The sequence below is a fragment of the Actinacidiphila sp. bgisy167 genome, from assembly GCF_965342175.1.
In the GTDB taxonomy this organism is placed as follows: domain Bacteria; phylum Actinomycetota; class Actinomycetes; order Streptomycetales; family Streptomycetaceae; genus Actinacidiphila.
The window spans coordinates 17,049-36,728 of the sequence record NZ_CBDRBL010000019.1; the positions used below are offsets into that span (position 1 = coordinate 17,049).

The following is a 19,680-nucleotide window of genomic DNA, read 5'->3' on the forward strand; positions in this document are numbered from 1 at the left end:
GAGGCCCCCCGGCGCCCTGTGGCGCGGTCGGCGGGCGGCAACCGGCGGCGGGACGGTCAGCGGCGCGGCCGGGCGCACACCGGGTCGTCAATCGCGCTCACGGTGTAGGGCGGCCGGCCCGGCGGCTCGTCGTTCTGGCTGTTCACGACGTAGAGGCGGCAGCCGTACCGGGCCGTTGATCCGCTACCGCTCCGACGAACCCACCGTGCTCGCCCATCCGATGCACGTGCCGGAGCCGGACGGCACCACGGCCGCACCGCCTGGAGCCGCCCTCGGGCCGCTGCTCGGACGGACCCGGGCGGCCGTGCTGCGGGCATTGCGCGAGCCGGCCACGACCACCGCGCTCGCCGAGCGGGTGCGGGTCTCCCTCGCGGCGGCGAGCCAGCACGCCGGGGTGCTGCGGAACGCCGGACTGGTGCACACCACCCGGACCGGCGCCTCCGTCCTGCACAGCCTCACCCCGCTCGGCTCGGCCCTGCTGGCGGGCGAACCCGCCGCGGGGCCGCGCCGACGCTCCTGAGGCGGCGCCGTACGCCCCTACGCCCGCCCGCCCACCGCGCCGGTGCGGTTGTCGTCCCCGTCCTCGGGAAGGCGGCAGACCCGCTCCAGGAAGAGCGCCGCGGCACAGACCGCGATGCCGGCGACCACCGCGGCGCCCGCGTAGATCGCCTGGTCGCGGCGGGGGTCGTTGTCCATCTGGTACATGGCGAGGAAGACGCATGTGCCGCCGTACACCCCCGAGACCACGGCGGCGACCAGGGCGCTGGCCTGACCGAAGACCACCGCGCGGGCGGCCAGGAGCGGATCCACGGGCTTGGCGCCCGGGCGCCGCTCGCGCTGGGCGCGCAGCCGCGAGCGCAACGACAGCGCCGTCGCCGCCAGAACCGCGGCGATCAGCGCCAGCACGATGGGCGCGGCCACGGGAACGCCCGGCAGGGTGCCGAACGAGTCCCACAGCTTCGCGCCCGCCCACGAGAGCACTCCGGCGACCGCGAACAGTCCGACCAGGGTCCTGATGCGCAGCGCCTTCACCGAGTGCTCGCTCCTCACATCACCATCGACGAACGTACCGACGGGATCGTAACGATTACTCCGGCAGCCTGAGTTCCACGTCGCCCCGGGCCCAGACGCTGTCCCGGCCCACATCCGCCAGCAGACCGGCCACCGGGCCCCGGTCCGGCAGCTCGGCCGCGGGGTCGATGTCGAGCCACGGGGCCAGGACGAAGGCCCGCTGGTGCGCCCGCGGGTGGGGCAGCGTCAGCTCCGGGTCGTCGGAGACGACGCCCTGGTAGGCGACGATGTCGACGTCGATGGTGCGCGGTCCCCAGCGCTCGGTGCGGGTCCTGGCGAAGGCGTCCTCGATCGCCCGGCCGCGCTCGAGCAGCGAGGACGGCGGCAGCGTCGTCCTGATCAGGACGACGGCGTTGAAGTAGTTCGGCTGCGAGCCCGGCTCGACGCCCCAGGGCTCCGTCTCGTACACCGGGGAGACCTTCTTGACCCGGACACCCGGGGTGTCCTCCAGGGCGTCCACGGCGCCCTGCAGCGTCTCCAGGCGGTTGCCGAGGTTGCTGCCCAGCGAGATGACGGCGACCTTCGGATTCTGCAGCGTCGAGTCCGCGGCGTCGACCTGCGCGACGACGGAGGCCGGGACCGGCTGCACGGTGGGGTCGTAGCTCACGGGCGCCTCCGGGTGATGGTGACGGATACATCGGTGAACGGGACGGTGATCGGGGCCTGCGGCTTGTGCACGGTCACCTCCACCTCCTGGACCAGGTCGTGCCCCAGCACCTGGTCGGCGATCCTCTGGGCCAGGGTCTCGATCAGGTCCACGGGCTCGCCCTCGACGACGGCCGTGACCTCCTCGGCCACGACGCCGTAGTGCACGGTCCTGGTCAGGTCGTCCGTGGCGGCGGCGGGAGCGGTGTCCAGGCCGAGGACCAGGTCCACGAAGAAGTCCTGGCCCTCGCGGCGCTCGTGCTCGAACACGCCGTGGTGGCCACGCGCCTTCAGGCCGCGCAGCGCGACACGATCCACCATTCACTCCCGCTGGTCGACGGACGGACGGACAGGCGGGCGCGGCCACCCGCCCGGCGGGAGGGGAGGGCCGCACCGCCCTTACTCGAATCTACCTTCGACCACCGACAGTCCCCAGCACCGGGCTGCGAGGCGGCCGACCGCAGCGCGCTTACCCGGGGACGGAACCGGTTACTCCGAGCTTCACCACTTCTTGCCGGTTCTTGCCACGAACGAGTGGCGACACGGCCTCAGGAAGCCCCCTCGCCGCCGTTGTCGGCGTCCCGAGCGGCGTCCTCGTCGATCCCCTCGGCCATCACCGGCGAGCCGTGGTGCACCCACAGCCGCCAGCCCTCCGGTGTGCGCCGAAACACATTGGTGGCGACCACTAGACCGCCCACGAGCGGGCCCATCTCGCCCTCCTCCTCGGCGGGGCCGCCGGTGAGGATGTTCTCGGTGCAGGTCACCAGGGCCGTGTCGCCGTCGACCGCCACCTCGACATCGGTCAGGAAGAACTGGATGTACTCGGTGTTGGCCATGATCAGCGCGTACGAGCGCATCACCTCGCGGCGCCCCCGCAGCACCGGCCAGCCCGGGTGCACCACGGACACCGTCTCCGCCAGCGGGCCGGTCAGCACCAGCTCCTCCAGCGCGTCCAGGTCGGAGCGCTCCACCGCGTCGTAGAAGGCCTGGTTCGCCTGCTCGACCTGCGCGGCCTCGGCCGTACGCGGCGTCATCGCGCCCCCTCCAGTGCCCGCGCGACCCGCACGGCGTCGGCGCTGTCGTGCACCTCGTGCACCCGGACCGCCCAGGCGCCGCGGCCCGCCACGATGGCGGTGACGGCGGCCGTCGCGGCGTCGCGCTCCCTGGCCGGGGGCGGATCGCCGCCCTCTCCGGCCAGCACCCGGCCGAGGAACCGCTTGCGGGAGGCCGCGATCAGCAGGGGGCGGCCCAGCGCCAGCAGGTCCTCGACGTGGGAGAGGAGGGTCAGGTCGTGCTCGGCGTTCTTCGCGAAGCCCAGCCCCGGGTCGAGGATGATCCGCTCCGGGTCGATGCCGCCCGCCACCGCGTGCTCGTAACCGCGCCGCAGCTCGGCGGTGACCTCGCCCACCACGTCCCCGTAGACCGCCCGGTTGTTCATGTCGATGCTCTGGCCGCGCCAGTGCATCACGATGAACGGGCTGCCCGTCGCCGCGACGACGGGGATCATCGCCGGGTCCGCCTGGCCGCCGCTCACGTCGTTGACCAGGGCCGCACCCGCCTCGACGGCCTTCTCCGCGACCGTGGCCCGCATCGTGTCCACACTGACCACGACCCCGGCCCTGGCCAGCTCCCGGACGACCGGGACGACCCGGCGCAGTTCCTCCGCCTCGTCCACCCGCGCCGCCCCGGGACGGGTCGACTCGCCACCGACGTCCACCAGGTCGGCGCCGGCCGCGACGAGGTCCAGGCCGTGCTTCACCGCCAGCTCGGTGTCGAACCACTCGCCGCCGTCGGAGAACGAGTCGGGGGTGACGTTGACCACGCCCATGACCGCGCACCGGTCCCAGGACGGCAATCCGGCCACGTGGCCGCGCATCGTACGCATGGACTCAGCCTAGAGCCGGCCGCGCGGCGCGGGCGCAGAGAGGGCCCGGGCGGGGGGCCGGGGTGAGCGCGGGGCCGCCCCATGACGGGACCCCCGGCCCCGCCGGCTCACTGGGCCATGATCAGGCTCATCGCCTCGGCGCGGGTCGCGGAGTCGCGCAGCTGCCCCCGCACCGCCGACGTGATGGTCTTCGCGCCGGGCTTGCGGACCCCGCGCATCGTCATGCACATGTGCTCGCACTCGATGACCACGATCACGCCGCGCGGTTCGAGTATCCGCATCAGCGAGTCGGCGATCTGCGTGGTCAGCCGCTCCTGCACCTGCGGGCGGCGGGCGAAGACGTCGACCAGGCGGGCCAGCTTCGACAGGCCGGTGATCTTGCCGTCCGCGGAGGGGATGTAGCCGACGTGGGCGACGCCCACGAACGGCACCAGGTGGTGCTCGCAGCTCGACAGCACCTCGATGTCCTTGACCAGCACCATCTCGTCGTGGCCGAGGTCGAAGGTGGTCGTCAGGACGTCCTCGGGCTGCTGGTAGAGCCCCGCGAAGATCTCCCGGTACGCCCGTGCCACGCGCGCGGGGGTCTCCCGCAGACCCTCCCGGTCCGGGTCCTCCCCGACCGCGATCAGCAGCTCACGGACCGCGTTCTCGGCACGCTTCTCGTCGAACTCGCCGACGGGACGAAGCTCGCCCTCAAGGGTCACCGGGTCGGTCATGTGTGCCTCGTTCCTCAGACGTGCCGAATGCGTCTCCGCGCGAACCGCGGAAACGCAGCGCCCCCCAGGATAGGAAACCCGGGGGGCGCGGCACGCATTCCGTTGTCCGTGACCAAGGCCACGTCGAGGCTGTCAGGCCTCGGGGTTCGGCTCCTCGGGGAGCTCCACCGTCTCGGCGGGCTTGCTCAGCGACGCCGTGGCGCTGCCGTTGGCCGTCGGCTGGGTGCCGTTGGTCAGGGCGAGCTCACGGGGCGAGAGCACCGGCGGGCGGGTCGACGGCGTGCGCCGCGAGGAACCCGTCCAGGCCGGACGCGGCGGACGCTTGACGATCGGCTTGAAGATCTCGGCGATCTCCTCCTTGTTCAGGGTCTCCTTCTCCAGGAGCGCCAGAACCAGGTTGTCGAGGACGTCGCGGTTCTCGACGAGGATCTCCCACGCCTCGTTGTGCGCGGTCTCGATGAGCTTCTTGACCTCTTCGTCGACGAGCCCGGCGACCTCTTCCGAGTAGTCCCGCTGGTGGGACATCTCGCGGCCGAGGAAGGGCTCCCCGTCGCTGGTGCCGAACTTGATCGCGCCCAGCCGCTCCGTCATGCCGTACTGGGTCACCATCGCGCGGGCCGTGGCAGTGGCCTTCTCGATGTCGTCCGCGGCACCGGTGGTCGGGTCGTGGAAGACCAGCTCCTCCGCCGCGCGGCCGCCCATCGTCATGGCGAGCCGGTCGAGCATCTCGTTGCGGGTGGTCGAGTACTTGTCCTCGTCCGGCAGGACCATCGTGTAACCGAGGGCGCGGCCGCGGGACAGGATCGTGATCTTGTGGACCGGGTCGCTGTTGGGAGAAGCCGCGGCGACCAGGGCGTGACCGCCCTCGTGGTACGCCGTGATCTTCTTCTCCTTGTCGGACATGATCCGGGTGCGCTTCTGCGGGCCGGCCACGACGCGGTCGATGGCCTCGTCCAGCATCGCGTTGTCGACCAGCTTCTTGTCGCTGCGCGCGGTCAGCAGCGCCGCCTCGTTGAGGACGTTCGCCAGGTCCGCACCGGTGAAGCCGGGGGTGCGGCGGGCGACGGCCTTGAGGTCGACGTCCGGGGCGACGGGCTTGCCCTTCTGGTGGACCTTGAGGATCTCCAGGCGGCCCTGCAGGTCGGGGCGGTCGACGGCGATCTGCCGGTCGAAGCGGCCCGGGCGCAGCAGCGCCGGGTCCAGGATGTCCGGGCGGTTGGTGGCGGCGATCAGGATGACGCCGCCCTTGACGTCGAAGCCGTCCATCTCGACCAGCAGCTGGTTGAGCGTCTGCTCGCGCTCGTCGTGGCCGCCGCCGAGGCCCGCGCCGCGGTGCCGGCCCACGGCGTCGATCTCGTCGACGAAGACGATGGCCGGGGCGTTCGCCTTGGCCTGCTCGAACAGGTCGCGGACACGCGAGGCGCCCACACCCACGAACATCTCGACGAAGTCGGAACCGGAGATCGAGTAGAACGGGACGCCCGCCTCGCCGGCGACGGCGCGCGCAAGCAGGGTCTTGCCCGTTCCGGGCGGGCCGTAGAGCAGCACACCCTTGGGGATCTTGGCGCCGACGGCCTGGAACTTCGCCGGCTCCTGCAGGAACTCCTTGATCTCCTGGAGCTCCTCGACGGCCTCGTCCGAGCCCGCGACGTCCGCGAAGGTGGTCTTCGGGGTGTCCTTGGTGATCAGCTTGGCCTTGGACTTCCCGAAGTTCATCACTCGGGAGCCGCCGCCCTGCATCTGGTTCATCAGGAACAGGAAGACCACGACGATGAGGACGAAGGGCAGCAGCGACAGCAGGATGCCGACGAAGGCGTTCTGCTTCGAGGGCGCGACGGTGTAGCCGTCGGGCAGCGTGCTCTTGTCGCCGTCGTCGACCTTGCTCTGCAGGACCTTGGCCACCTCGACGCCCTGGTCGCCGATGTAGCTCGCCTTGATCTTCGAGCCCAGGTCCTCGCCGCCGATCTTGGCGCCGTCCTTGAGCTCGACCTTGATCGTGTTCTCGTCGCCGGTGGTCAGCTCGGCGGACTTGGCCTGGTTGCTGTTGATCGCCTCAATGGCCTGGCCGGTGTCCACCGTCTTGTAGCCACCGGACGAACCGACGACCTGCATCAATACGACCACGGCGAGGACAGCCAGCACGATCCACATGACTGGCCCACGGAAATAGCGCTTCACGTCCATCCATGCGGGGCGATCACGCCCCGTCCCTCCTGCCACAGTGAGGCACGACGGCCTGGGGGCCGCCGGTGCATCCGGTGTATGAACCGACCTTCGGACGGTACCCCAGCATTGTCACCCGAAGTCGCCGGAGACCGTAAACAAACAGCGTTACCACCCTCCAACGCTGCGGAGGGCGCAGGGGTTCCCGGCGCCTCAGCCGCCGTACACGTGCGGCGCAAGGGTGCCGATGAACGGCAGGTTCCGGTACTTCTCCGCGAAGTCCAGGCCGTACCCGACCACGAACTCGTTGGGGATGTCGAAGCCGACGTACTTCACGTCGATCTCGACCTTGGCGGCCTCCGGCTTGCGCAGCAGCGTGCAGACCTCGAGCGAGGCCGGCCGGCGCGAGCCGAGGTTGCTGATCAGCCAGGACAGCGTCAGGCCGGAGTCGATGATGTCCTCGACGATCAGCACGTCCCGGCCTGCGATGTCGGTGTCCAGGTCCTTGAGGATCCGCACGACACCCGAGGACTTGGTCCCCGCGCCGTAGGAGGACACCGCCATCCAGTCCATGGTGACCTGGGAGGACAGGGAACGCGCGAGGTCGGCCATCACCATGACGGCGCCCTTGAGCACGCCGACGATCAGCAGGTCCTTGCCCTGGTAGTCCTTGTCGATCTGCGCAGCCAGCTCCGCCAGCTTCGCGTCGATCTCTTCCTTGGAGATGAGCACCTTCTCGAGGTCGGTGCCCATGTCGTTCTCGTTCACCCGTACTACTTCCGGCTCGGTCTACAGGGCCTGGAAGAACAGTCTGCCATTCCGCCGGCCGACGACGACGCCGCCCGGCAGGTTGAGCGGCTTCTGCCCTCGCCACCCGGTGAGCAGGCGGTCCGTCTCCTCGATGTGCCGGGCGAAGAGCGAACCGGCGGGTGAGCCCGCCGCGAGGGCCGCTCGGCGCAGCACCCGGCGGCGCACGGCGGCGGGAAGGGTCAGCAGCCGGTCGACGTCCAGTCCGCCGTCGGCGTCGGCGGCCGTCCGCTCGGCCTGGGCCGCCCACTGGTCGAGGGCGTCGGCGTCGTCACGGGAGAGCTGGGCGGTACGGGCCAGCGCCTCCACGACGCCCTTGCCGAGGGACTTCTCCAGCACCGGCAGCGCCTCGTGGCGGACCCGGGAGCGGGTGTAGGCGGGATCGCGGTTGTGCGGGTCCTCCCACACGTCGATGCCCTGCACGAGGCAGGCCTTGCGGACGGTGTCCCGGTCCAGCAGCAGGAAGGGGCGGCGGTAGCGCCCATTGACGGCGGGCATGCCGGACAACGACCGGATGCCCGATCCGCGGGCCAGCCCGAGCAGCACCGTCTCGGCCTGGTCGTCACGGGTGTGCCCGAGCAGTACGGCGGAGGCGCCGGCGCGCTCGGCGACGGCGTCGAGCGCCGCGTAGCGCGCGTCGCGGGCGGCGGCTTCCGGACCGCCCTGGCGGCCCACGGTGACCGCGACGGCGTGCACCGGGTCGAGCCCGAGGCCGCGCAGGCGGTCGGCGACGTCGACGGCACGGGCCGCCGAGCCCTCCTGCAGGCCGTGGTCGACGGTGACACCGCCGGCCCGGACACCGAGCTTGGGCGCTTCGAAGGCGAGGGCGGTGGCGAGGGCCATCGAGTCGGCTCCGCCGCTGCAGGCGGCCAGCACGAGCGGGCTGCCGCCGGGTCGGTCGGTCAGGACGTCGTGGAGTGCGCGGCGGACCGCCAGGCGTATCGCCGCGACCGCGGGGTGGGGACCCATGTCCGGTTTCCCTCCTGGAGAGGCTGGGGGAGGCGTCAGGACGGTGAAGATGACGCAGGGTAGCTAGATGGTGACAGAAGGCGTGCGATACTCGAGCATCGCACGCCTACCCTGCGCCCACGGTCCCTCGGACGGGTGAACCGGAGGGCTCCGGGGCCACGATGACCCCGGGCTCCCCTCAGCTTTCGGTACGCCCGTGGACCCGTGCGACCCAGTCCGCGGGTTTGGCGATCTCCTGCTTGGTCGGGAGCGTGTTGGGCGAGGTCCAGATCCGGTTGAAGCCGTCCATCCCGGCCTCGTCCACCACGGCCCGCACGAAGCGCTCGCCGTCACGGTACTGCCGCAGCTTGGCGTCCAGGCCCAGGAGCTTGCGCAGGGCCATGTCCAGCCGCCCGGCGCCGCTCTGCCTGCGGCGCTGGAACTTCTCGCGGATCTCCGCGACGGAGGGCACGACGTCCGGACCCACGCCGTCCATGACGTAGTCGGCGTGCCCCTCCAGCAGCGACATGACCGCGGTCAGCCGCGACAGGATCTCCCGCTGGTCCGGGGTCTGCACCAGGTCGATCAGACTGCGGCCCTCGCCGCCGTCCGCGTCGACCGCGGCCTCCTCCGTGTCGGGCCTGCCGCCGGAGGCGAACGTCTGGAACGCCTCGCGCAGCCGCTCGATCAGCGTCGAGGGGTCGATCTCCGTCTCGGCGAGGAAGGCCTGGACCTCCTGCTCGATGTGGTCCCGCAGCCACGGCACGGCCGTGAACTGGGTGCGGTGGGTCTCCTCGTGCAGGCAGACCCACAGCCGGAAGTCATGCGGGTCGACGTCGAGTTCGCGCTCCACGTGGACGATGTTGGGCGCCACGAGCAGGAGCCGCCCGGTGCGCGGCTCGCCGGCGCCGGGCGCGGCGGGACCGGCCGGCATGTCGCGGGTCGCGGGGGCGAAGGTCTCGTACTGACCCAGTACGCGCGAGGCCAGGAAGCTCAGCAGCATCCCGACCTCGACCCCGGTCACCTTGCCGCCGACGGAGCCCAGCACGGCGCCGCCGGGGCCGCCCGGCTTGCGGGCCTGCATCTTGTCCAGCAGCGGCTTCAGCACCTCGCGGAAGCCGGCGACGTTGGCCTTGACCCACCCGGGGCGGTCCACGATGAGCACCGGGGTCCCGGCGTCGGCCGGGTCCTCCTGATCGCCGAACATCCTGGTGAAGGTCCGGACGTGCGCCTCGGACTCCTTTGCGTGCCGCCGCAGCTCCGCCACCACCGCGCGCGCCTCGTCCCGGCTGACCTCCGGGCCGGGCCGCACGAGGCGGGTCGCGGTCGCGACCGCGAGGTTCCAGTCGACCATCTCCGCACCACCGATGCTCGTCATTCCTTCACGGTACGTGCTCGGCCCCCGCGACGGGAGCGTTCCCCGCCCGCGGCACGGGTTCCGGCCACCGGAAAGGCACCCGGTCCGGCGCCTGAACATCCGCCGCACACCCGCCGCACCGCGCCGACCTGCCCCGTACCGCCGCCCTCCTCATCCGCTGCCGGCGCTGTGCGCCCGAAGGGCGCGAGACGGCGGGACGACCCCTCACCTCCTCCCGAGCCCGAACGCCGCGGCATCGCCACGTCGCGCGTCGCCGACCGCACTACGTGCGGCAGCCGCACGTGGCGAGTTCGGCGGCGAGGCGGTCGAGGGCGGACTGCGCGGCCACGGGGTCGGTCGTGCCGTTGGTCAGGAAGGCGAACGTGAGCAGCCGGCCGTCCGCGTCCACCACCGTCCCGGCGAGTGCGTTGACCCCGGTCAGCGTCCCCGTCTTCGCACGCACGAGGCCCGCGCCCCGGCCCGCGGAGGTGAAGCGTTCCCGCAGGGACCCGGTGAAGCCGGCGACCGGCAGTCCGGTCAGGACGGGGCGCAGCTCCGGGTGGTCCGGGTCGGCCGCCAGGGCCAGCAGTTGCGCCAGCTGCTCCGCCGTGAGGTGGTCGGCGCGGTTGAGACCGCTGCCGTCCGTGAAACGGGCTCCCTCGAGCGGGAGGCCGAGCTCGCGGAGCGTGGAGCCGATGGCCTTGGCGCCTCCGGAGAAGGACCCCGGGCGGCCCGCGGCGAGGGCGGTGTGCCGGGCGAGCGCCTCGGCGATGTCGTTGTCGCTGTTGGTGAGCATGCGCTCGACCAGGTCGGCCAGCGGCGCGGAGCGCACCTCCGCCAGCCGGTCGGCCGCGGACGCGTCCGTAGGCGCCTTGCCGGCCTTCGCCGCGCCGACGACCGTGATGCCCTGCTTGCCCAGCAGGTCCGCGAAGGTCGCCGCGGCCTCGGCCGACGGGTCCCACTGGCGGGCCGCCGGGCCCTTGGTGCTCCGGCCGTCGCTGCGGCCCTCGTCGGCCATCAGGGCGGCGACCGGCGCGATGTTCTCGTTGATCCCGATGGGATGGACGGCCGGGCCGGTGAAGAGCGAGGTGTCGTAGCCGAGCCGTACGGAGCGGACGCCCTCGGCGCGCAGCGCGCGGGCGGTGTCGGAGGCGAGGGTGCGCAGCGAGGCCGCTCTCCAGCCGCCGCCGGGCTTCGCCCGGGCGGTGAGGGTGGGGTCGCCGCCGCCGACCAGGACGACGCGGTCCTTGCCCGCGGCGACCACGGAGGTGGTGAGCCGGTGGTCGGGCCCGAGCAGCGACAGGGCCGCGACGGCCGTGGCGACCTTCGTGGTGGAGGCGGGGACGGCGGGTGTGCCGTTTCCCTGCCCCCACACCGTCCGGCCCGAGACGGCGTCGACGACGGCGCCCGTCGTCAGCGCGCCGAGCGCGCGGTCGTCGAGCAGCGGGCCGAGCCGCCCGGACAGTCCGGCCCTGGTCGGCGCCGGCGCGCTCTGCGGCCCGGAGACGGCGGCGAGCACCTCGGGAGCGGCGGGCGGCACCGGAGCGACCGCCCCGTCGCGGCCTCCCGGCCCGCCCTTGTTGAGGGCACGGGCCTGCTTCCCCTGACCGTCCCGGGAGGCGGCGATCGCCCGTTCAGCCGTACGCTGACCTGACTCCCACGGTCCCGCCGCGGCCACGGCCGTCAGCGCCACGGCGAATCCCGCGGCGGCAGATCCTGCCACCACCTGCCAGTTCTTCGTGACGGGCACCCGGGACCAGCCCCTTTCGCGACCACACACAAGCGTGGGAGACACTTAATCACCAGAAGTATGTGCTGATCATGGAGGACAGGCTGTGCTCGAGTTCGACGTAACGATCGAGATCCCGAAGGGTTCCCGCAACAAGTACGAGGTGGACCACGAGACCGGTCGTATCCGCCTGGACCGGCACCTGTTCACCTCGACGGTCTACCCCGCCGACTACGGCTTCGTGGAGAACACCCTGGGCGAGGACGGCGACCCGCTGGACGCGCTGGTGCTGCTCGACGAGCCGACCTTCCCCGGTGTCCTCGTGCGCTGCCGCGCGATCGGCATGTTCCGCATGACGGACGAGGCCGGCGGCGACGACAAGCTGCTGTGCGTGCCCGCCGCGGACCCCCGGGTCGAGCACCTGCGTGACATCCACCACGTCTCCGAGTTCGACCGGCTGGAGATCCAGCACTTCTTCGAGGTCTACAAGGACCTGGAGCCCGGCAAGTCCGTCGAGGGCGCCAACTGGGTGGGCCGCGCCGAGGCGGAGGCCGAGATCGAGGCGTCCTACAAGCGCCTGAAGGAGCACGGCGGTCACTGACCCCTTCCGGCCGGGCCGCCGATCGGACGGCGGCCCGCCGGTCGGCGACCCGTAGCGGACGAGCGAGGCTCCCCCGCGGACGAGCGAGACGGCTGACGTCTCGACTCCCGTGCCGGGGAGCCTCGCTGTTCGCGCGTCCTGCCGCTTCGGCCTGCCCCGCGCGCTGCGCGCACGCCCTTCCCGGGAGGGCCGTCCTCGCGGGGCTGCCGCCTCACCCGCAGGCGTCGAGGAGTTCGGCCAGTGCGCCGTGCAGGGCGGCGGCGAGCGCGTCGGCGTCCGGCAGCGACCCGGCGTCCGCGAGCAGCCCGATGTGGACCCGGCGGCGGTACGTGGAGCAGGCGACCGCGAGGGACTGGCCGCGCGCGAGCGGGGCGATCGGGTAGAGCTCCGTCATGCGGCAGCCGTCGAGCGAGAGCGGCACGTCGAGCATCGGCACATTGGTGACCAGCACGTCGAACAGCAGCCGCGCCGAGGCCGCGAGCAGTGGGGCGGCGAAGCGGTGCGCGAGCGGCGGCACGCTGTCGGCCAGCAGCGCCACGGCGCCCGGACCGGTGTCGGGCCCGGCGTCCTTGTTGCGGTCCATGCCCGCGCGCACGTCGCGCAGCCTGGCGAGCGGGTCGGGCTCGCCGACCGGCAGGCGCAGCAGGTAGCCGGAGATGCTGTTGCCCCGGCCGCCGCGCACGCCCCTGCGGCGGCGCCGCGCCACCGGGATCAGGGCGCGCGGTCCGGGGCCCGCCGGGTCGTCGCCACGGGCCTCCATCCAGTGCCGCAGCGCGCCGGCCACGACGGCCATGACGACGTCGTTGACGGTGCCTCCGCTGGTCTTGCGGACGTGATGCAGGTCGTCGACGTCGAGGGAGGCGGTGGCGAAGCGGCGCTCGGCGCCGCCGGGCGTCCAGGCCGCGCCCAGCGCGGCGGGCCCGCCGGGGTCGAGGGACGCGCGCAGCACGGCCGACCCGATGCCCAGGACGCGCCCGGCCTCGCGCACCCGCTCCGGCAGGGAGGCGACGACCTGCCGGGGATCGGGCAGCGGCAGCGCGGGCAGGTGGCTGCCGGGGCTCGGGCCGCGGTCCGCGGCGGAGCGACTCGCGGCGGAGGGGGCGGCCCGGGTCGGCGCGGGGTCGCGGGCCCCCTGGTCGAGCAGCGCGGCTCCGAACTCCACGGCGCGCAGTCCGTCGGCGAGGGCGTGGTGCAGCTTGACCAGGACACGGAAGGGCGCGTCGGGGGCGCCCTCGATGACGTAGACCTCCCACGGCGGCCGGTGCCGGTCCATCGGCCGGGCCATCAGTTCCGCGACGGCGGCCCGGTCGTCGGCGCTCCGTACCGCGTGGACGTGGTGCCGCGCGTCGAAGGACGCGTCCGCCGCCCAGGCTGCGCCTCCCACGCCGTACCAGACGTCCTTCACGCGCTGCCGCATCCGCGGTACGGCCTCGGCACGGGCGGTGAGCAGCGCGGCGAGCCCGTCGGCGTCCACCGCACGCTCCGGATCGCGGTCGAAGACGGCCACGGCGCCCAGGTGCATGGGGTGGCCTGGCGAGTCCAGGTTCCAGAAGGCGAGGTCCAGCGGGCTCAGGTGCTCGTCAGCCAAGGCTTCATGCCTCCGAAAGGTCGGGGTTTGCCCCGGAACGGACTCCAGTTGATGAAGTGAAACCCCTAAAACCGATTACAGTCAACTACGACCACGATACGGACAGTTAACATCAGGTTGCCCGCGCGGCCGCCGGACGGCGAGGCGGCGCGGTCCGGAAGGCTCAGAAACCGCGCGTCCGCTTGGCCGCCGCGCGGCGTCGTGCCTGGTGGGCGCCACCGGGCAGCCTGATGAACAGCCGCGCGATCTCCCCTCCCAGGTTCACCCCGATGGCCACGGCGAGCGCCAGCGCCGCCGCCTTCGTCAGCGAGGTGAATCCCTGATCCAGGTGACCTCGGGTCAGCCCGAGGAGTCCGAAGTACGTCGCGGAGCCCGGCAGCAGCGGGCCGATGGCCGCCGTGACGTACGGCAGCGCGGAGGCCCGGCGATAGCGGGAGAGCACCTGGCTGAGGAGGCCCACCACGCCGGCGGCGACCGCGGTGGCCGCGACCGGCGACATGCCGACGCCGATCCTGTCCTGGTGCAGCGCCGCGTAGACCGTCCACGCGACACCGCCGCCCAGCGCGGCGACCGCCAGCACGCCGCGCTCGCACTGGAGCAGCACGGCGAAGGCGAGGCTGAGCACCATCGCGGCCGCCAGTTGCACCGGCGGGTTCTCGTAGGCCCGGAAGCCCTTGTCGGGGTCGAGCTGAGCGCCCAGGCTGACCCCGGCGTACAGAACCAGCGTCACGCCGACGACGATGCCGGTGAAGAGGTACATCACCTCCAGCAGTCGCGCGGAGGCGGTGATGTAGAAGCCGGTCAGGCCGTCCTGCACGGCCGACACCAGGGGCCGCCCGGGGATCAGGGCGAAGAGCCCACCGGTGATGACCGCGGACGCCTGCAGGGTGCCCGCACCGGGCAGGTACTGGCCGTAGCGGGCGACGAGCACCCCCATCACGGCGGCGGGCATCGCGGCGGCGACGAACTGGTAGAACTCCGGCAGCCCCCGGCCGGAGCACAGCCAGGCCAGCCGGTCGCCCAGCATCGCGCCGAGCGCCGCGATCACGAAGGCCAGCGGACCGCCGCCGCCGACGAGCACGCTGCCCGCGCCCGCCAGGAGCCCGGCCGCCAGGGTCAGCAGCCAGCCCGGGTACGGGTGCCGGTTGCGGCGTATCCCGGCGAGCCGCCGGTAGGCGTCCTCCAGGCTGAGATCCGCCGCGGTGATGTCGTTGATCAGCCGGAAGACGGCCGCGAGACGGGTGTAGTCGGTGGCCCGGCGGCGCACCGTGCGGTTGGCGGTGACCGGCGCGTCCACCAGCGAGGGCTGGTAGGAGATGCTCAGCAGGGTGAAGGTCACGGTCGGCTCGACCCGCCCGAGCCCGTAGGCGTGCGTCACACCGAGCATCGCCGCCTCGACGTCCTCCGCTCCCTCGCCGCCGGCCAGCAGCAGCTCACCGATGCGCAGCGCCAGGTCGAGCACGCGCGGGATCGGCGGGCCGGCCTCCGCCTCCGGCCGCCGGGCCGGCTGCTCGGGGGCGGGACGCTCGCCGACGGGCATGCGCAGCATCGTGCGCATGCGGTCGGGCCAGGGGGTCTCCTTGGAGAGTCTGACGATGGGGATGCCGTCGGGCGGCGTGAAGGCCGGGTGGGACAGCTGCGGGGAGGTCCGTGCCCCCGGGCGGGAGAAGGCGGAACCCCGCGGTTCGGTTCTGGGCAGCTCCACTCCCAGGGGCGCGGTGAACTCCGAGCCGCTTGTCTGCTGCTCGGGCTCCTCGGGATGCGCCACACGTCCTCCTTTCGGCATGTGATCGGGTGCGGGCGTGCCGAGGGGAAGGGCTCGGCGGCCCTCCCCCTCGGCTCAGCGGCGACTGCCCGGTCCCCGTCCGCTAACGGCGGTTCGCGCGGTGCCGCCCGCCGGTGCCGCGCTGGAGCGGCGGCGGGCCGGCCTCGCCCTCGGGCGCGGCCTCGAAGTCGGACGCCCGGGACGGCGCGGCCTTCCGGGAGGCGGCGCGGGCCCGCAGGAACTCGATGGCGATCGGGACGACCGAGAGCAGCACGATGCCGACGAGGATCAGCTCGATGTGCGTGCGGACGAACTCGATCTGGCCCAGCCAGTAGCCGAGCAGGGTGACGCCGGCGCCCCACAGCAGGCCGCCGACGATGTTGTACGTCACGAAGACGCGGTAGTTCATGCGGCTGACGCCGGCGATGATCGGGGTGAAGGTCCGCACGATGGGGACGAAGCGGGCGAGCACGATCGACTTGGCACCGTGCCGCTCGAAGAACTCGTGGGCCTTCTCGACGTTCTCCTGCTTGAAGAGCTTGGAGTCCGGACGCCGGAAGAGCGCGGGCCCGACCTTGCGGCCGAAGAGGTAGCCCACCTGGTCGCCGGCGATCGCCGCGAGCACGACCAGCAGGCACACCGCCCAGATCGGCCAGTCCAGCTTGCCGCCCGCGACCAGCAGGCCACCGGTGAAGAGCAGGGAGTCACCCGGCAGGAAGAAGCCGATGAGCAGACCCGACTCGGCGAAGACGATCGCCAGCAGGCCGATGAGGCCCGCGGACGAGATGAGGTAATCGGGGTCGAGCCATTGCGGGCCCAGGGCGAGAGTCGTCACGCGCCAAAAGTACCAACGCGATCGCGACCGAACGGTTCCCCGACCGGGAACGATCGGCTACGGCCCTTTTGGGCACGTCAACGCGCACCATCGAGCACCGTCCGCCACTCCCGCACCGCCTCCGTCCGCACTGCGGCCGTCCGCCACGACGCCAGACCGCGCGGGAGCGCGGCGGAGGGACGACGATGCCGGTATGGGTATCGACGAGTACGGCGGCGGACAGTCGGCCCGGTCCGCCGTCCTGGTGGTCACGACGAACGATGTGCCGGGCTACCGGGTGGAGCGGGTCATCGGCGAGGTCTTCGGCCTCACCGTGCGCTCCCGCCACCTGGGCAGCCAGATCGGCGCGGGCCTGAAGTCCCTGATCGGCGGCGAGCTGAAGGGACTCACCAAGACCCTGGCCCAGACCCGCACCGAGGCGATGGAGCGGCTGGTGGAGCAGGCGCAGTCGCGCGGCGCCAACGCGGTGCTGATGATGCGCTTCGACGTCAGCGAGGCGGCCGACGTGGGCACCGAGGTGTGCGCCTACGGCACGGCGGCGGTGATCACACCCCGGCACGCCTAGCGTTGGCCATGATCGCGTCGTGCACGTACTGGGCGGTGCCCGGCGCGATCGACTCGTAGTAGGCGTTGAAGCGCGGGTCGGCCAGGTACATCCCGGCGAGACCGGTGTGGATCTCGTAGGAGCAGTCGTAGTAGTGGTCCACGATGAAGCGCCGGTGCTCCTCGGCCAGGTCCATCGCGGCCTCGCCGTCGGCCGGGGCGCCGGACTCGCGGAGCGCGACCAGCCGGGCGCTCCAGTCGTCCTGCGCGGCCTTGATCCGCAACCAGTCCTCCTTGGTGTAGGAGGCGGCCCGGCGCTGCGACTGCTCGTACGCCGTGGTGTTCCCCCAGCGCTCCCTGGTCTCCTCGGCGTGCCGGTCGGGGTCGTAGTCCCCGAAGACCTCGAACTTCTCCTCGGGCGTGAGGTTGATGCCCATCGTGCGTGCCTCCATGGCTCGTTGGACGGCGTCGGCCATCTCCGTCAGCTTCCCGATGCGCGCGCTCAGCAGCTCGTGCTGGCGCCGCAGGTGCTCCCGCGGGTCCGCGTCCGGGTCGTCGAGGAGGACCGCCACCTGCTCCAGGGGGAAGCCGAGCTCCCGGTAGAAGAGGATCTGCTGCAGCCGGTCGAGGTCGGCGTCGCTGTAGCGCCGGTGGCCCGCGTGGCTGCGGGCGCTCGGCGAGAGCAGCCCGATCTCGTCGTAGTGGTGCAGCGTGCGGACGGTCACGCCGGCGAAACCCGCCACCTGCCCGACCGGGTAGCCCGTGCTCGCGTTCATGACCACACCCTGAAGCCTCACGCCGCGTGAGGTGCAAGTGCCATATTGATGCGCGTGCTGGGAATCACCGACCTGCCGACGTATGTGCTGGGCACCGTCCTGATCGTGCTGCTGCCCGGGCCGAACTCGCTGTACACGCTCTCCGTCGCGGCGCGCCGCGGCGTCCGGACGGGGTACCGCGCGGCCATGGGCGTCTTCCTCGGTGACACCGTCCTGATGACCGCCTCTGCGGCGGGCGTGGCCGGGCTGCTCGAGGCCAACGCCGTGCTCTTCGGCATCGTGAAGTACGCCGGCGCCGGCTACCTGGCGTGGATCGCGTTCGGGATGGCGCGGGCCGCCTGGGGCATGTGGCGGTCGCGGAGCGCGGAGCCGGCGGCCTCAGCGACGGCCGATGAGGCGGGGGACGCCGAGCGGCCGTTCCGGCGGGCACTGGTGATCAGCCTGCTCAACCCCAAGGCGATCCTGTTCTTCATCTCCTTCTTCGTGCAGTTCGTGGACCCCGCCTACGCGCACCGCGCGCTGTCCTTCCTTGCACTGGGCGCCATCGCGCAGCTCTTCAGCTTCTGCTACCTGACGCTGCTGATCTTCGGCGGCACCCGCCTGGCCGCCCAGTTCCGCCGTCGCAAGCGCCTGGCGGCGGGGCTGACCTCCGGTGCCGCGGCGCTCTTCCTCGGCTTCGCGGCCAAGCTGTCGCTGTCCTCTGCGGGCTGACCGGCGCTCCCTGAAGCCCCCGCCGCCGACCCGCCGCCGACCTGCCGGTGACGGATTCCGCCCGTATCGTGACGTTATGTCGCTACACAAGGGTGCCGAAGGCCTTCCGAAACTCGCCGTGAACCCCTTCTACGCCGGGGCCGACCCGGTCGCCGGAATGCGCGAGGCGCCGCCGAAGCACCGGCTCCCGGACGGCCCGATGACGCCCGGCACGGCGTACCAGCTCGTCCACGACGAGCTGATGCTCGACGGCAACGCCCGGCTCAACCTGGCCACCTTCGTCACCACGTGGATGGAGCCGGAGGCCGGGGTGCTGATGGGCGAGTGCCTCGACAAGAACATGATCGACAAGGACGAGTACCCGCGCACCGCGGAACTGGAGCGGCGGTGCGTGTCGATGCTCGCCGACCTGTGGCACGCGCCCGATCCGGAGAGCGCCGTCGGCTGCTCCACCACCGGCTCCTCCGAGGCCTGCATGCTCGCCGGGATGGCCCTGAAGCGCCGCTGGGCGAAGCGCGCCGGGGACGGCGCCGCCCGCGCCTCCCTCACGCGCCGCCTGACCAGGCGCGCCGGCGGCGGACGCCATCCCGGCAGTGCCCGGCCCAACCTGGTCATGGGCGGCAACGTGCAGGTGTGCTGGGAGAAGTTCTGCGACTACTGGGAGGTCGAGCCGCGCCTGGTGCCGATGGAGGGCGAGCGGCTGCACCTGGAGGCGGACGCCGCCGTCGCGCTGTGCGACGAGAACACCATCGGCGTCGTGACCGTCCTCGGCTCGACCTTCGACGGCTCGTACGAGCCCGTGGCCGAGGTCTGCGCCGCCCTCGACGCCCTGCAGGAGCGGACCGGACTCGACATCCCCGTCCACGTCGACGGTGCCTCCGGGGCGATGATCGCCCCCTTCCTCGACGAGGACCTGGTCTGGGACTTCCGGCTGCCGCGGGTGGCGTCCATCAACACCTCCGGGCACAAGTACGGGCTGGTCTACCCCGGCGTCGGCTGGGCGCTGTGGCGGGACACCGAGGCGCTGCCCGAGGAATTGGTCTTCCGGGTCAACTACCTCGGCGGCGACATGCCGACCTTTGCCCTCAACTTCTCCCGGCCGGGCGCCCAGGTCGTCGCCCAGTACTACACCTTCCTCAGGCTGGGTCGGGACGGCTACCGCACCGTCCAGCAGACCGCCCGCGACGTGGCCACCTACCTGGCCGCGCGGATCGAGGACCTGGGGGACTTCCGGCTGATCACCCGCGGCGACCAGCTCCCGGTCTTCGCCTTCACCACCGCCGACCACGTCACCGCGTACGACGTCTTCGACGTCTCCCGGCGGGTGCGCGAGCGGGGCTGGCAGGTCCCCGCCTACACCTACCCGCCGGACCGCGAGGACCTGGCGGTGCTGCGCATCGTGGTCCGCAACGGCTTCTCCGAGGACCTCGCCGACCTCTTCCTCGCCGACCTGGAGCGCCTCCTCCCCCAGTTGCGGGCCCAGGAGCACCCGCTCCACCCGCCCGGCGAGGCGCCCACCGCCTTCCACCACTGAGCGGCC

Annotated in this window: 20 protein-coding genes; 5 read left to right on the forward strand and 15 right to left on the reverse strand. The window is 72.4% G+C overall.

Features of this window, described 5'->3' with window-relative positions; all coding sequences use genetic code 11:
- Window positions 1-175 precede the first annotated feature (175 nt).
- Window positions 176-520, forward strand: a complete 345-nt coding sequence (locus ACRWND_RS10300) for an ArsR/SmtB family transcription factor (RefSeq protein WP_431948284.1) — start codon at window positions 176-178, stop codon at window positions 518-520.
- A 17-nt stretch (window positions 521-537) separates the two neighbouring features.
- Here the strand turns inward: ACRWND_RS10300 and ACRWND_RS10305 are convergent, their stop codons facing one another.
- The 11 genes from ACRWND_RS10305 to dacB form a co-directional block, all read right to left on the reverse strand.
- Window positions 538-1,032, reverse strand: coding sequence for a DUF3180 domain-containing protein (locus tag ACRWND_RS10305; RefSeq protein WP_431948402.1), 495 nt, complete (start codon window positions 1,030-1,032; stop codon window positions 538-540).
- Between the two features lie 55 nt (window positions 1,033-1,087).
- Window positions 1,088-1,678: a 2-amino-4-hydroxy-6-hydroxymethyldihydropteridine diphosphokinase gene (gene folK, locus ACRWND_RS10310; protein ID WP_431948286.1), complete on the reverse strand. Its 591-nt coding sequence runs from the start codon at window positions 1,676-1,678 to the stop codon at window positions 1,088-1,090.
- Entirely contained in the window at window positions 1,675-2,034 is a 360-nt protein-coding gene (folB, locus tag ACRWND_RS10315; RefSeq protein WP_431948404.1) for a dihydroneopterin aldolase, read from the reverse strand. The genes folK and folB overlap by 4 nt, the downstream gene beginning before the upstream one ends.
- A 230-nt stretch (window positions 2,035-2,264) precedes the next feature.
- Window positions 2,265-2,750 (reverse strand): nuclear transport factor 2 family protein, encoded by a 486-nt coding sequence (locus tag ACRWND_RS10320; protein WP_431948288.1) that lies wholly within the window; start codon window positions 2,748-2,750, stop codon window positions 2,265-2,267.
- Window positions 2,747-3,601, reverse strand: a complete 855-nt coding sequence (folP, locus tag ACRWND_RS10325; protein ID WP_431948290.1) for a dihydropteroate synthase — start codon at window positions 3,599-3,601, stop codon at window positions 2,747-2,749. The genes ACRWND_RS10320 and folP overlap by 4 nt, the downstream gene beginning before the upstream one ends.
- Before the next feature lie 107 nt (window positions 3,602-3,708).
- Entirely contained in the window at window positions 3,709-4,317 is a 609-nt protein-coding gene (folE, locus tag ACRWND_RS10330; protein ID WP_431948292.1) for a GTP cyclohydrolase I FolE, read from the reverse strand.
- Between the two features lie 132 nt (window positions 4,318-4,449).
- Entirely contained in the window at window positions 4,450-6,501 is a 2,052-nt protein-coding gene (gene ftsH, locus ACRWND_RS10335; RefSeq protein ID WP_431948294.1) for an ATP-dependent zinc metalloprotease FtsH, read from the reverse strand.
- A 192-nt stretch (window positions 6,502-6,693) separates the two neighbouring features.
- Window positions 6,694-7,233 (reverse strand): hypoxanthine phosphoribosyltransferase, encoded by a 540-nt coding sequence (gene hpt / locus ACRWND_RS10340; protein WP_431948406.1) that lies wholly within the window; start codon window positions 7,231-7,233, stop codon window positions 6,694-6,696.
- 36 nt (window positions 7,234-7,269) lie between these two features.
- On the reverse strand, window positions 7,270-8,256 hold the full coding sequence (tilS, locus tag ACRWND_RS10345) for a tRNA lysidine(34) synthetase TilS (RefSeq protein WP_431948296.1): 987 nt from the start codon (window positions 8,254-8,256) through the stop codon (window positions 7,270-7,272).
- A gap of 178 nt (window positions 8,257-8,434) precedes the next feature.
- Window positions 8,435-9,613 carry a zinc-dependent metalloprotease gene (locus ACRWND_RS10350; protein WP_431948298.1) on the reverse strand — a complete coding sequence of 393 codons (1,179 nt, stop codon included), beginning with the start codon at window positions 9,611-9,613 and terminating at the stop codon, window positions 8,435-8,437.
- Window positions 9,614-9,875: 262 nt separating this feature from the next.
- A complete protein-coding gene (gene dacB, locus ACRWND_RS10355; protein WP_431948300.1) occupies window positions 9,876-11,342 on the reverse strand; it encodes a D-alanyl-D-alanine carboxypeptidase/D-alanyl-D-alanine endopeptidase in 1,467 nt (488 codons plus the stop codon).
- Window positions 11,343-11,427: 85 nt separating this feature from the next.
- On the opposite strand from dacB, the gene ACRWND_RS10360 reads away from it, so the two are divergent.
- A complete protein-coding gene (locus ACRWND_RS10360; protein ID WP_431948302.1) occupies window positions 11,428-11,922 on the forward strand; it encodes an inorganic diphosphatase in 495 nt (164 codons plus the stop codon).
- Between the two features lie 211 nt (window positions 11,923-12,133).
- On the opposite strand, the gene ACRWND_RS10365 is transcribed toward ACRWND_RS10360, so the two are convergent.
- The 3 genes from ACRWND_RS10365 to ACRWND_RS10375 form a co-directional block, all read right to left on the reverse strand.
- Window positions 12,134-13,510 carry a wax ester/triacylglycerol synthase family O-acyltransferase gene (locus ACRWND_RS10365; RefSeq protein WP_431948304.1) on the reverse strand — a complete coding sequence of 459 codons (1,377 nt, stop codon included), beginning with the start codon at window positions 13,508-13,510 and terminating at the stop codon, window positions 12,134-12,136.
- A gap of 163 nt (window positions 13,511-13,673) precedes the next feature.
- Window positions 13,674-15,296 carry a threonine/serine ThrE exporter family protein gene (locus ACRWND_RS10370; protein WP_431948306.1) on the reverse strand — a complete coding sequence of 541 codons (1,623 nt, stop codon included), beginning with the start codon at window positions 15,294-15,296 and terminating at the stop codon, window positions 13,674-13,676.
- Window positions 15,297-15,378: 82 nt separating this feature from the next.
- A complete protein-coding gene (locus ACRWND_RS10375; RefSeq protein ID WP_431948308.1) occupies window positions 15,379-16,110 on the reverse strand; it encodes a DedA family protein in 732 nt (243 codons plus the stop codon).
- A gap of 193 nt (window positions 16,111-16,303) precedes the next feature.
- Here ACRWND_RS10375 and ACRWND_RS10380 point away from each other — a divergent pair, with 193 nt between their 5' ends.
- Window positions 16,304-16,675 (forward strand): YbjQ family protein, encoded by a 372-nt coding sequence (locus tag ACRWND_RS10380; RefSeq protein WP_431948310.1) that lies wholly within the window; start codon window positions 16,304-16,306, stop codon window positions 16,673-16,675.
- Here the strand turns inward: ACRWND_RS10380 and ACRWND_RS10385 are convergent.
- Window positions 16,656-17,429 carry a MerR family transcriptional regulator gene (locus ACRWND_RS10385; protein ID WP_431948312.1) on the reverse strand — a complete coding sequence of 258 codons (774 nt, stop codon included), beginning with the start codon at window positions 17,427-17,429 and terminating at the stop codon, window positions 16,656-16,658. The two genes, ACRWND_RS10380 and ACRWND_RS10385, sit on opposite strands and share 20 nt — an antisense overlap.
- A gap of 54 nt (window positions 17,430-17,483) precedes the next feature.
- On the opposite strand from ACRWND_RS10385, the gene leuE reads away from it, so the two are divergent.
- On the forward strand, window positions 17,484-18,140 hold the full coding sequence (gene leuE / locus ACRWND_RS10390; RefSeq protein WP_431948314.1) for a leucine efflux protein LeuE: 657 nt from the start codon (window positions 17,484-17,486) through the stop codon (window positions 18,138-18,140).
- Window positions 18,141-18,216: 76 nt separating this feature from the next.
- Entirely contained in the window at window positions 18,217-19,674 is a 1,458-nt protein-coding gene (locus ACRWND_RS10395) for a glutamate decarboxylase (RefSeq protein ID WP_431948316.1), read from the forward strand.
- Window positions 19,675-19,680: the final 6 nt, after the last annotated feature.